Origin of the sequence: Citrobacter sp. Cpo061 (genome assembly GCF_030332845.1) — a bacterium.
Classification (GTDB): Bacteria; Pseudomonadota; Gammaproteobacteria; order Enterobacterales; family Enterobacteriaceae; genus Citrobacter; species Citrobacter portucalensis.
Genome location: NZ_JAOWHB010000054.1, coordinates 419791 through 431870 on the forward strand (window position 1 = coordinate 419791; position 12080 = coordinate 431870).

Sequence of the window (12080 nt, forward strand, 5' to 3'; positions counted from 1 at the left end):
CCTTTCATTTTAATTCTTCCAGTTTTGATATCGCCTGACGCTGGTTTTTAAGAAACCAGAGCTGCCACTCCATCATCTGCTGTTCGGCAACGCTTTTATTATCAAACTGCGCAAGCCAGGCTTCATCTTCACTACTTTTGGCATCTATCGGAACGCTGGTCAGTAAGGCTCTGATTTCGGGTAGCGGGCGTTTCAGGCGTGCTTCCGCACTGTATAGTGCCCGCCATGCATCCTTCAGTTGCGCAAGACGGAAACTGATGGCGGTATCAAACATCCGCTGGACTAACTGTTGTCGCTTAAGGATCAGCCGATAATTAAGCGGAGGCTGGTTCAGTAAAATAGCCTGCTGAGCAGCGCGGGGATTATCAGATGCGAGCTGCGTTACCGGATATTTCCCCGTATTCGCATCAGCAAGGATCCGCTGTCCCTCCGGGCTTAACAAATAGCGGATAAAACGACGCGCTTCATTGGGGTGCTGGCTGTTCTTGAGAACAGCAACATAGGTTGGCGATACCGCCGAGCGTGGAAAATAGGTAAAAGCCAGGTGAGGATCGTTAAGCAACAGGTTGGCATAATTATCAATGACCGGCCCCGCCACGCCCAGGCCACTCTTAATTTTGTCGGCTACGCCAAAACTGCGTGATGAAATCGTCACCAGATTTCCAGCACTCGCCAGCAGCGTCGCCCACCCCTCTTCCCACCCTTTTTGCTGTAGCAATGACTCAACCATCAGATGGTTGGTATCCGAACGCGATGGGCTACTCATCAACAGCGCGTTCTGATATTTGGGCAGCGTTAAATCCCCCCAGTCGGCAGGAGGCGACAGATGCCGTGCCACCAGAGCAGAACGATTAATCAACAGACCAAAACCAGATATCGCCACTGCCACGGAGGTCGAACGGATAGAGTCTGGCACCAGCCGCTGGCTTTCCGGCAACGCATTTTCGAAAGGCGCCAACTTCTGATGCTCCTGCAGATGCTGCAACAGCATAGGGGATGAGGTCAAAATCAGATCAACATTTTCCGCATTCGCGGTATCCAGCAGTTGCTCCAACGAACTGCTGGTCCGGTTTAACGTGCGAATCATCACCGACCCCGGTTCAGTCTGCCAACGCTGAATAATCCAGGCCGTTGCCCCAGGGGAAAAGGTTGTCGCCATTACCAGCTCTTTACCCTGCGCCAGGCAACTCACCGACAACGACATAAAACAGAGCGAGAACGCCCAACAACGCCCCCGGCCCAAAAGTCTGTTTGTGATCCCGTTCATAAATACCAACATATGCAAAAAATAATATTGAGACAAAACTTACCCGTTTATCACCGACTGGGGGAAGAATAAGGTTATTCGTAGAATAACCAAACGGAAAGTGACGACATCGGTAAAGAATACCCGAAAACGCAGTCTGAATTTGTTAATATCCGCACACGCCGATGATAAAAGCGTTCGTAAAAGAATGGAATTGAAAAGCCATTATTTAAAAAGAGTCAAAATCAGCCACGCAATCCACAAATTGTGTCAATAGTGACTCATTTCATCAACTTGAGTTTCTCTGCCGTCTATTTCACTCTTCACTGCGAAAAATCCTGATATTCACATCAATATAAATTTAGGTGATGATATGTTATCCATATTTAAGGCAGGGCCAGCGGCAAATAAAGTCCCGGCGGAGAAAGTCCAGGAAACTTATGGCCGATACCGCATTCAGGCATTACTCAGCGTATTTCTTGGCTATCTTGCGTACTATATTGTGCGTAATAACTTCACGCTATCAACACCGTACCTGAAAGAACATCTGGATCTCAGTGCCACGCAAATTGGTCTACTCAGCAGCTGCATGCTTATTGCCTATGGGATCAGTAAAGGCATTATGAGTAGTCTGGCAGACAAGGCCAGCCCTAAGGTCTTTATGGCATGCGGCCTGGTTCTGTGCGCCATCGTAAACGTCGGTTTAGGATTCAGTACCGGATTCTGGATTTTTGCCGCTCTGGTCGTTTTCAACGGTTTGTTTCAGGGAATGGGCGTTGGTCCTTCATTTATTACCATCGCCAACTGGTTTCCGCGTAAAGAACGTGGACGCGTCGGCGCATTCTGGAATATTTCTCACAACGTTGGCGGTGGTATTGTCGCTCCGATTGTTGGTGCCGCCTTTGCCATTTTAGGGAGCGAGCACTGGCAAAGCGCCAGCTATATTGTCCCGGCCGGTGTTGCCGTACTGTTTGCTTTTATTGTGCTGATGCTGGGGAAAGGTTCACCGCGCCAGGAAGGCTTACCGGCTCTGGAACAAATGATGCCGGAAGAAAAAGTAGTATTAAATTCCCGACACGCTGTCCAGGCACCAGAAAATATGAGTGCCTTCCAGATTTTCTGCACCTATGTGCTGCGTAATAAGAATGCCTGGTATGTTTCACTGGTAGATGTCTTCGTCTATATGGTGCGTTTTGGCATGATTAGCTGGTTGCCTATTTATCTGTTAACCGAAAAACATTTCTCGAAAGAGCAAATGAGCATCGCTTTTCTGTTTTTTGAATGGGCGGCAATCCCTTCCACATTACTGGCGGGCTGGCTTACCGATAAACTGTTTAAAGGCCGTCGCATGCCGCTGGCCATGATTTGTATGGCGCTGATTTTCGTCTGTTTGATCGGCTACTGGAAAAGTGAATCCCTGCTGATGGTCACTATTTTTGCCGCCATTGTGGGTTGCCTGATCTATGTTCCACAGTTCCTCGCTTCTGTTCAGACGATGGAAATCGTTCCCAGCTTCGCAGTAGGTTCTGCAGTAGGACTGCGCGGATTTATGAGCTACATTTTTGGCGCATCGCTGGGCACCAGTCTGTTTGGCGTAATGGTCGACAAAATGGGGTGGCACGGCGGCTTCTATCTGCTGATGGGGGGTATTGTTTGCTGCATCCTGTTCTGCTACCTCTCTCATCGCGGTGCGCTGGAACTTGAGCAACAGCGAAAAAATGCTCAGCAAGAGGAAGCATCACTCCAGTTGGCGGATGCCCGGTAATTCATTTCGGTCTCACAAAAAAGTGCCAGCGATGCTGGCACTTCGATAAACTCAGATAAATAATAAATAACTCAAAGTGATAATTTATTGCTAAACGTAACATTGCAAATTATTGCTTACCATCCGCGACCATAAAGCGAATAATCAAACCACATGTCGGAGCAAGAAACAGGAATAATCCAGTTACCATTTCGTTACCATTGGTCAGCCGCATAGTAAAAACGTAAATTAATGCCGTAAGGATGGCCATGCCGAGAAAAGCGCTAATTGACGCCGCAGCGCCTATAACCTGCCAGATATAGCAACTGACGCACAGAATGCTCAGTATGAGAAAGGTCCAGAAATAGAGCATAGCGATACCTCCTGTCTGCCGTAAACTTAACGTAAGTCCTTACACTCCCTTAACTTTATATTCTAAGACAATTCCTATCTGCATGCAATTTGAGCAACATTTTATTCACAAAAATTATTCGACCGCTTACTATTACACTGTTTCTCCGTCGTTTATTTAATCATCATAAAAACAACGAATTATATATAGGCGAAATTTTGCCCTTAATCGCCCTAAAAACATTTACGAATCTTGAGTAATTATTTCTGGCTGACATTAATTTTCGGGTGTACATTGTGCGTCCGATCATTCATGCCCCCTCGTGGTTTTGTCCTGACTCAGTTTTACACTCTTTACAGGAACCAATGTCGCTCATGGCGGCCTAACGATCAGTGCAGAGTGTAAAGCGACAGGCAAAGAATCTTCGCGATACATCTATTTCGTATCAACAACAGGTGCTTATGTTCCCCCAATGTAAATTTTCACGCGCGTTTTTGCATCCGCGCTACTGGCTCACATGGTTTGGTGTTGGTGTGCTCTGGTTACTGGTACAGCTTCCCTATCCCGTATTGTGTTTTCTTGGTACCCGTACAGGAACGCTGGCTCGTCCATTTTTAAAACGCCGTGAATCTATTGCACGTAAAAATCTCGAACTCTGTTTCCCAAATCTGTCACAGGAAGAAAGAGACAAACTGGTCGATGAGAATTTCCGTTCGCTCGGCATGGGGCTGCTTGAAACAGGTATGGCCTGGTTCTGGCCGGACCGTCGGGTGCGTAAATGGTTTGATGTAGAAGGGCTGGACAACCTGAAGCGCGCTCAGATGCAAAATCGTGGCGTGATGGTCGTTGGCGTACACTTTATGTCGCTCGAGTTGGGTGGTCGCGTAATGGGGCTTTGCCAGCCAATGATGGCAACCTATCGTCCGCACAATAATAAGTTGATGGAGTGGATCCAAACCCGCGGTCGTATGCGCTCCAACAAGGCGATGATCGGCAGAAATAATCTGCGTGGTATTGTCGGCGCCCTGAAAAAAGGCGAGGCAGTGTGGTTTGCCCCCGATCAGGACTATGGTCGTAAAGGGAGTTCATTCGCCCCCTTCTTCGCAGTCAAAGACGTGGCGACCACCAACGGTACCTACGTGCTGTCACGATTATCGGGCGCAGCAATGCTGACCGTAACCATGGTGAGAAAAGCAGATAACACCGGTTACCGCCTGTTCATCACCCCAGAAATGGAAGGTTACCCGGCAGATGAAAGCCAGGCTGCGGCGTATATGAACAAAATTATCGAAAAAGAGATCATGCGTGCACCCGAGCAGTATCTCTGGATCCACCGTCGCTTCAAAACTCGCCCGATGGGTGAAGCTTCGTTGTATATCTAAAAAGAAAGGCCGTAAGGCCTTTCTTTTTTTCTACGGTTGAATTACTTAACGCCCCATTTGCTGTGCAGTTCAGCCATTCGCTCGTTGTAGTTGCGGGCGATGCAGGCTGATTTATCCTGTTCCTTCCAGCACTCGTTACGCCCTTTCACCCAACCGCGCTGCTCTGCTTTCAGCGTCGGGTTATTGCTCGATTTAACCAGCGCCTGCTTGTAGGCCCCGTTTAACGCTAAATCCATTTCTGAGAGCGAAGGACTCTGGCAGATAATCTCTTCGATACTGCCCTTTGCAACCGCAGCGCAGGAAAAAGAGGGTCCAGTGCTGGTCGATTTTTTGGCCCCAGAAAAGTCAATATTATCTTCAGGCAGGCATACCCCGTGCTTTCGATTCGGCCCACTCCAGGAAACGTCCGGATTTCCGTCATCTTTACGAGAAATAGAAACCGTATTGTTGCCGCTTTTGGCTTCCCAGTAATTTTCATTGAAGGCCTTCACCGTCGCCTTCGAGCCATCAATCCAAACATTGCCTTTGCCATCACTATTCACACCACCAATACTTGCGCAGCTGAAATTAAACGCCAACGGTGAGGCCGCCATCGACGTCAGTGGCGTAAAAACGAGTGCTAACATCATTAATCTGGTCATTTTTAACCTTTTCATTATCTCATTCCGCGAAAAATTAACCGCATTAACATCATGGCGATATGAGAATTCTCCGAGTAACCATTCCGTCGCTCAATAGCAATTTATTACCGGCAGAAATTAAACTGTCGCCGAATCACGACAGTTGTAAGTTATTAAAATTAAATAAAAAAATGCCTCTTGTCTCTCCTCATTTTTAGGCGTACATTAGCGCCGTCTGGAGCATTAAAGCTCAGAATTCTGAGGTGATGCAGCCAAGCAAATGAGGGGTATTCTCCCTTTCGTTCGCGAGTGCATCAGCTCTCTGTCAGGTAAGCATATGTTCATTTAGACGTACCCCAGGTACGCGGAGAGATGAAAAGTGAAATATTTCTTTATGGGCATTTCTTTTATGGTCATCGTTTGGGCCGGTACTTTCGCCCTGATGATCTAAATTAAAAGACGCAGCCAAAAAAACAGGAGCCATCAGGCTCCTGTTTTGCATTTTGGGGAAACATTCTGTCAGTCGGTACTTTCAGAAGCCGATTTTGCACTGGACGGTAACAGGCCATCTGCGCGAAACATCGCCTTGATACCGCGAATAGCCTGGCGGGTACGGTCACGGTTTTCAATCAATGCAAATCGCACATGCGTATCACCATAATCACCAAACCCAATCCCTGGCGAAACGCATACCTTCGCTTCGTTCAGCAGCTTCTTGGCAAACTCAAGTGACCCCATCCCGGCGTATTGCTCTGGAATTTTCGCCCAAACGTACATTGAGGCCTTTGGCATCTCGACCATCCAGCCTGCTTCATGCAGTCCTTTGACCAGCACATCACGACGACGTTTATATTGCTCAGCGATATCCCGCACACACTGCTGATCGCCTTCCAGCGCGGCAATTGCCGCAACCTGCAGTGGCGTAAAGGTCCCGTAATCGTGATAGCTCTTGATTCGCGCCAGCGCGTTCACCAGCGTTTTGTTGCCCACCATAAACCCGATACGCCATCCCGCCATGTTGTAGCTTTTCGACAGGGTAAAAAATTCAACAGCGACGTCGCGAGCGCCGGGTACCTGCATAATCGATGGTGCCTTCCAGCCGTCATAAACAATATCAGCGTAGGCCAGGTCGTGAACCACCAGCACGTCATAGCGTTTAGCCAGGGCCACCACTTTCTCAAAGAATTCCAGCTCGACGCACTGCGCGGTCGGGTTGGATGGAAAACCTAAGATCATCATCTTCGGCTTCGGGTAACTTTCGCGTATTGCGCGTTCCAGCTCATTAAAGAAGTCGACACCCTCAACCAGCGGCACTGAACGCACCTGCGCTCCGGCAATCACCGCGCCATAGATATGGATGGGATAACTTGGGTTGGGCACGAGGACCGTATCACCGTGATCGAGCGTTGCCAGCATCAGGTGCGCCAGCCCCTCTTTGGAACCGATGGTCACAATGGCTTCGGATTCAGGATCGATCTCAACGTCATAGCGTTCCTGGTACCAGCGGGAAATCGCCCGACGCAAACGCGGAATGCCGCGTGAGGTGGAATAACCGTGAGTATCCGGGCGCTGCGCCACGGTACACAGTTTTTCGACAATGTGAGGAGGCGTGGCCCCATCCGGGTTCCCCATACTGAAATCGATAATATCTTCGCCGCGCCGACGCGCAGCCATCTTCAGTTCAGCGGTGATGTTAAAAACGTACGGGGGAAGGCGATCAATACGCGTAAAGCGACGTTCAGGGCGGGAGTCAGCCATAATATCCTCAGATTAACGTTAGCGCCCGGACCGTCCGAGCGACGCTGCCACGATGGTGGCACGTTTAGAAAATAGCCTGAATAATTTCCTTCTGTCGAGAGGCAAAACAAAATATTTTTTCCTGACGAAAAAGAGGAACAGCTGAGCAAAATGAGGAAATAACCATTTTCACAACCCGCCAAAAATTACCATCATTTAACATTTTGTTGTTAAATACATTACCTTGAACGCAGTGCTCACAGGACAGGTATTGTAAATACAACAATCATGCAACAATCCCCTTTTAATATTATGGTTTTTCCCCATTAGCTCTGAACTGCGGGGGTGCTGGTCATCCTGCCTCAGGTTACCTATCATAGTGGTTTAACCCTTGCGCAAGAGTCACCCGTGCACGAAATATTCAATATGCTGCTGGCGGTATTTGACCGGGCAGCACTGATGCTGTTCTGTCTGTTTTTCCTGATTCGTATCCGCCTGTTTCGCGAACTGTTGCACAAGTCAGCCCACTCCCCAAAAGAGCTGCTCGCCGTTACCGCGATTTTCTCCATGTTTGCCCTATTCAGTACCTGGTCAGGCGTACCGGTAGAAGGTTCTCTGGTCAATGTGCGTATTATCGCGGTCATGTCAGGAGGGATCCTGTTCGGTCCATGGGTTGGCATTATTACGGGGCTGATCGCAGGCACCCACCGTTACCTGATCGATATTGGCGGCGTAACTGCCCTACCCTGCTTTATTACCAGCATTCTGGCTGGCTGCATTGCCGGGTGGATCAACCGTAAGATCCCCAAAGCGCAGCACTGGCGCGCGGGTATTTTAGGCGGAATGCTGTGCGAATCACTGACCATGATCCTCGTCGTCGCCTGGGCACCCACCACCGAACTAGGGCTGGATATTGTCTCAAAAATAGGTATCCCGATGATCCTCGGCAGCGTCTGTATTGGTTTTATCGTGATGCTGGTACAAAGCGTTGAAGGTGAGAAAGAAGCCAGCGCTGCAAAACAGGCCAAGCTGGCGCTGGATATCGCCAACAAAACGCTGCCGCTCTTTCGCCAGGTCAACAGCGAGTCGTTACGTCAGGTGTGCGAAATTATTCGCCACGATATCCACGCAGACGCGGTTGCCATCACCAATACTCAGCACGTTCTGGCCTATGTTGGCGTTGGAGAGATTAACTACCGCGATAACGATGACTTCGTCAGCCCCACCACGCAGGAGGCCATAAATCACGGTAAAATCATCATAAAAAACAATGATGAAGCACATCGCACCCCGGAAATTCACTCTATGCTGGTGATCCCGCTTTGGGAGAAAGGCGTCGTGACCGGCACGCTGAAGATCTACTACTGTCACGCTCATCAAATCACTTCCTCGTTACAGGAAATGGCGATCGGTCTGTCGCAAATCATCTCCACCCAGCTTGAAGTCTCCCGCGCAGAGCAACTACGAGAAATGGCAAATAAGGCAGAGCTACGCGCGCTGCAAAGCAAAATAAATCCCCATTTTCTGTTTAATGCCCTGAACGCGATTTCATCGTCGGTGCGGCTTAACCCGGACACCGCACGTCAGCTCATTTTTAATTTGTCGCGCTATCTTCGCTATAATATTGAATTAAAAGACGATGAGCAGATCGACATCAAGAAAGAGCTGTATCAAATCAAGGATTACATCACCATCGAACAGGCCCGCTTTGGCGACAAGCTGACCGTTATTTATGATATCGATGAAGAGGTAAGCTGTTTTATTCCCAGCCTGCTGATTCAGCCGTTGGTCGAGAACGCTATCGTCCATGGGATCCAGCCCTGCAAAGGGAAAGGTGTGGTCACCATCAGCGTTGCGGAGTGCGGCAACCGGGTACGGATTGCCGTACGAGATACGGGTCATGGTATCGACCCAAAAGTGATTGAACGGGTCGAGTCCAATGAAATGCCGGGCAATAAAATTGGTCTGTTGAATGTGCACCATCGCGTTAAGCTGCTCTACGGTGAGGGATTACATATCCGCCGTCTGGAGCCAGGCACAGAGATTGCCTTTTATGTACCTAATGTGCACTCGCCCGCAGCCGCGCCAACTACATTATTGCTTTAACCAGGAGTGAAGTCGTGAAAGTCATCATTGTTGAAGATGAATTCCTGGCCCAACAGGAACTGAGCTGGCTGATAAAAGAGCACAGCCAGATGGAGATTGTCGGCACGTTTGACGATGGTCTGGACGTGCTGAAATATCTCCAGCACAACCGCGTTGACGCCATTTTTCTGGATATTAATATTCCCTCGCTGGACGGCGTATTGCTGGCACAAAATATCAGCCAGTTCGCACATAAACCCTTTATTGTGTTTATTACCGCGTGGAAAGAGCATGCTGTTGAAGCCTTCGAACTGGAAGCTTTTGACTACATTCTGAAGCCGTACCAGGAATCACGCATTGTCAGCATGCTGCAAAAGCTGGAAGCCGCCTGGCAGCAACAGCAAACGGGAACGTCCCCTGTAAGTCCGGTGGCCCGCGAAAACGATACGATCAACCTGATCAAAGATGAGCGGATCATCGTGACCCCAATCAACGACATCTACTACGCTGAAGCGCATGAAAAGATGACGTTCGTCTATACGCGACGAGAATCATACGTCATGCCGATGAACATCAGCGAATTTTGCAGCAAACTGCCGGCTTCGCATTTCTTCCGCTGCCACCGCTCGTTCTGCGTAAATCTGAATAAAATCCGCGAGATCGAACCCTGGTTTAACAACACTTATATTCTGCGTTTAAAGGATCTGGAATTTGAAATCCCGGTTAGTCGGAGCAAAGTGAAAGAATTCAGACAATTAATGCATTTATAGTGCTGAAAAAGCGTGACGAATGGAAAGTACAGCGCACGCTTTCAGTCGTTTCCGCAACGAACGGGATAGCGGAACTAAGTTTGTAGTATATTGGTCGTCACTCTATTTTTTACAGGTGATGTCATGGCGAAGCTGAGCGAAAAATATCAACGTACGTATCTACGCGAATACGCAAAAGAAGCGGAAAAAAATGCCCTGATTTGGATAAGTACGGACGATTATTTAGCCGAGTGCCTGGATATTCATGAACAATGCCATCTGGATTATTCACTGCAACAACAGCTGAGTTCATGGCTTTTTATGCTGCGCATGAAGCGCAGCCCGGAGTTATTAGGATATAAAACCGCGATACAGTCAAATGATATGGAATCTCTACACTTATCCCTGAGACAGTCTGCGATGATTAAACATGTGACGCAGGGTGTGGACTCAGGCTGCGATCACAGTATTAATGTATGGACGACACTAGAGATTCTTGCCGCGGGTTTATTTGACCGAGTACCACTCTTATTGCCTGAAAAATTTGGTATGAGTGATAACGGTCACCCTGTTAACCTGGCCATGACGAATTTAATGATGGCGGTGTGGTACAAACGTGCAGACTTTGCAGTGGATGCCAGAAAAAGAGCGCAAAAGGTACTGGCCACGAAGCAGACAGCAAGCGATATGTTCATCCTCCGCTACCTGATGGCGCTCCTGGATGAGGATGTGACAGAAGCAGGGACACAACTCGATTTATATTGTAAAAGCGTATCTGCATTGAGAGAACCGGGACTAACTAAGCTCCATAAAATGTTCTGGCCATACGCGCACGGGTTATACAACATGGCTTATATTGTATTGGGCAAAGATAAAGCCAGCGCGATGCCAAAACCAACCGCAGAGTGTTTCATGGACGATCTGGCGGAATGGCAAAATAAAAATAACTATCGCCATGGCCCTCTATTTGTTGAATACCCTAAACCAATTGACCTTATTAACACCCTGATCTCATGCACGCCGCCAGAATGTTGTTTGCATCAACCCTATCTGGATACCGATAAAAAATATAAAAACACAAGATACCTGCATGCCGATTTATTTGAACAACAGATGATCAAGATAATTTTAGAAAATATGAACAGCCAGAACGACAAGGCCGGATAAGCGCTGAGCACCATCCGGCCCTGACCTTACAAAATGTGGCCCAGCGTCTGACGTAAATGCGCACCAGCGCCAAGTAGTCCAGGATTATCGTGCACGATCAGATACACCGGAATATCCTGCACGTAGGCTTTAAAACGGCCTTTATCTTCAAAACCACCGCGGAAGCCCGACGCTTTAAAGAAGTCGAGGAAGCGCGGCACAATACCGCCGGCGATGTACACACCGCCAAATGTGCCCAGCGTTAGCGCCAGATCGCCACCAAAACGTCCCATGATGACGCAGAACAGCGACAGCGCACGACGACAGTCAATGCAGGAATCTTCCAGCGCCCGTGCGGTGATATCCTTCGGCTGCAGATTTTCCGGCAGGCGTCCGTCAGATTTGACGATCGCGCGATACAGATTCACCAGTCCCGGACCAGACAGCACGCGTTCTGCGGACACGTGACCTATTTCCGCGCGCAGAACCTCAAGGATAATTCCCTCTTCCTCGCTGTTAGGCGCAAAATCCACGTGGCCGCCTTCACCAGGGAGGCTTACCCAGCGTTTATCCACGTGGACCAGATGCGCCACGCCGAGCCCGGTTCCTGCGCCATAAACAGCAATAGGTTTACCTTCAACAGGTTCCGCACCACCAAACTGGATTAAATGCTCTTTTTTCAGCATCGGGATCGCCATCGACACAGCGGTGAAATCATTGATGATTTCCAGATGGCTGAAGCCCAGGTTTTTTTTCATCTCAGCAATAGAGAACGCCCAGGTATGGTTGGTCATTGCCACCCAGTCGCCGGTTATCGGACAGGCAATGGCAATACAACCATCTTCAACGCTAACGCTATGCTCATCCAGGTACACGCGCACCACCGCCTCCAGACTTGGAAAATCCAACCCGGAATAGGTTTTTGCCTGCGAAATCTCGCCGCTGGCAATATCGCACAGAGCAAGACGCGCGTTGGTGCCGCCAACATCCCCTACTAAAGCATATTTTGTCATTCTTCC

General features: G+C 48.9%; 11 protein-coding genes. 6 read left to right on the plus strand and 5 right to left on the minus strand.

Features of this window, described 5'->3' with window-relative positions:
- Positions 1–4: 4 nt before the first annotated feature.
- Positions 5–1204: a phosphoglycerate transport regulator PgtC gene (gene pgtC, locus OGX97_RS22190; RefSeq protein ID WP_104856825.1), complete on the minus strand. Its 1200-nt coding sequence runs from the start codon at positions 1202–1204 to the stop codon at positions 5–7.
- A gap of 415 nt (positions 1205–1619) precedes the next feature.
- Here pgtC and pgtP point away from each other — a divergent pair, with 415 nt between their 5' ends.
- Positions 1620–3011: a phosphoglycerate transporter PgtP gene (gene pgtP, locus OGX97_RS22195; RefSeq protein WP_079939112.1), complete on the plus strand. Its 1392-nt coding sequence runs from the start codon at positions 1620–1622 to the stop codon at positions 3009–3011.
- A 109-nt stretch (positions 3012–3120) separates the two neighbouring features.
- On the opposite strand, the gene OGX97_RS22200 is transcribed toward pgtP, so the two are convergent.
- Entirely contained in the window at positions 3121–3363 is a 243-nt protein-coding gene (locus tag OGX97_RS22200) for a DUF2545 family protein (RefSeq protein ID WP_008785383.1), read from the minus strand.
- A gap of 440 nt (positions 3364–3803) precedes the next feature.
- Here OGX97_RS22200 and lpxP point away from each other — a divergent pair, with 440 nt between their 5' ends.
- Positions 3804–4724 carry a kdo(2)-lipid IV(A) palmitoleoyltransferase gene (lpxP, locus tag OGX97_RS22205; protein WP_020996694.1) on the plus strand — a complete coding sequence of 307 codons (921 nt, stop codon included), beginning with the start codon at positions 3804–3806 and terminating at the stop codon, positions 4722–4724.
- Positions 4725–4765: 41 nt separating this feature from the next.
- On the opposite strand, the gene OGX97_RS22210 is transcribed toward lpxP, so the two are convergent.
- Positions 4766–5380 (minus strand): lysozyme inhibitor LprI family protein, encoded by a 615-nt coding sequence (locus tag OGX97_RS22210; RefSeq protein ID WP_032944115.1) that lies wholly within the window; start codon positions 5378–5380, stop codon positions 4766–4768.
- 343 nt (positions 5381–5723) lie between these two features.
- On the opposite strand from OGX97_RS22210, the gene ypdK reads away from it, so the two are divergent.
- Positions 5724–5795 (plus strand): membrane protein YpdK, encoded by a 72-nt coding sequence (ypdK, locus tag OGX97_RS22215; protein WP_010723117.1) that lies wholly within the window; start codon positions 5724–5726, stop codon positions 5793–5795.
- A 68-nt stretch (positions 5796–5863) separates the two neighbouring features.
- On the opposite strand, the gene alaC is transcribed toward ypdK, so the two are convergent.
- Positions 5864–7102, minus strand: a complete 1239-nt coding sequence (alaC, locus tag OGX97_RS22220; protein WP_100272064.1) for an alanine transaminase — start codon at positions 7100–7102, stop codon at positions 5864–5866.
- 387 nt (positions 7103–7489) lie between these two features.
- Between alaC and OGX97_RS22225 the strand changes: the two genes are divergently transcribed.
- The 3 genes from OGX97_RS22225 (at position 7490) to OGX97_RS22235 (ending at position 11082) form a co-directional block, all read left to right on the plus strand.
- Positions 7490–9187 (plus strand): sensor histidine kinase, encoded by a 1698-nt coding sequence (locus OGX97_RS22225; protein ID WP_008785387.1) that lies wholly within the window; start codon positions 7490–7492, stop codon positions 9185–9187.
- 14 nt (positions 9188–9201) lie between these two features.
- Positions 9202–9936, plus strand: coding sequence for a LytR/AlgR family response regulator transcription factor (locus tag OGX97_RS22230; protein WP_003834866.1), 735 nt, complete (start codon positions 9202–9204; stop codon positions 9934–9936).
- 123 nt (positions 9937–10059) lie between these two features.
- The gene (locus tag OGX97_RS22235) at positions 10060–11082 is read left to right on the plus strand and encodes a hypothetical protein (RefSeq protein WP_235127042.1); all 1023 of its coding nucleotides are present in this window, start codon (positions 10060–10062) and stop codon (positions 11080–11082) included.
- A 26-nt stretch (positions 11083–11108) separates the two neighbouring features.
- Here the strand turns inward: OGX97_RS22235 and glk are convergent, their stop codons facing one another.
- A complete protein-coding gene (gene glk / locus OGX97_RS22240; RefSeq protein WP_100272062.1) occupies positions 11109–12074 on the minus strand; it encodes a glucokinase in 966 nt (321 codons plus the stop codon).
- Positions 12075–12080: the final 6 nt, after the last annotated feature.

Bases quoted from the DNA above. Each gene is read 5' to 3' on its own strand.
- lpxP (WP_020996694.1), top strand. From the start codon at position 3,804: ATGTTCCCCCAATGTAAATTTTCACGCGCGTTTTTGCATCCGCGCTAC.
- glk (WP_100272062.1), bottom strand. From the start codon at position 12,074: ATGACAAAATATGCTTTAGTAGGGGATGTTGGCGGCACCAACGCGCGT.
- OGX97_RS22210 (WP_032944115.1), bottom strand. From the start codon at position 5,380: ATGAAAAGGTTAAAAATGACCAGATTAATGATGTTAGCACTCGTTTTT.
- OGX97_RS22235 (WP_235127042.1), top strand. From the start codon at position 10,060: ATGGCGAAGCTGAGCGAAAAATATCAACGTACGTATCTACGCGAATAC.
- pgtP (WP_079939112.1), top strand. From the start codon at position 1,620: ATGTTATCCATATTTAAGGCAGGGCCAGCGGCAAATAAAGTCCCGGCG.
- alaC (WP_100272064.1), bottom strand. From the start codon at position 7,102: ATGGCTGACTCCCGCCCTGAACGTCGCTTTACGCGTATTGATCGCCTT.
- pgtC (WP_104856825.1), bottom strand. From the start codon at position 1,204: ATGTCGTTGTCGGTGAGTTGCCTGGCGCAGGGTAAAGAGCTGGTAATG.
- OGX97_RS22200 (WP_008785383.1), bottom strand. From the start codon at position 3,363: ATGCTCTATTTCTGGACCTTTCTCATACTGAGCATTCTGTGCGTCAGT.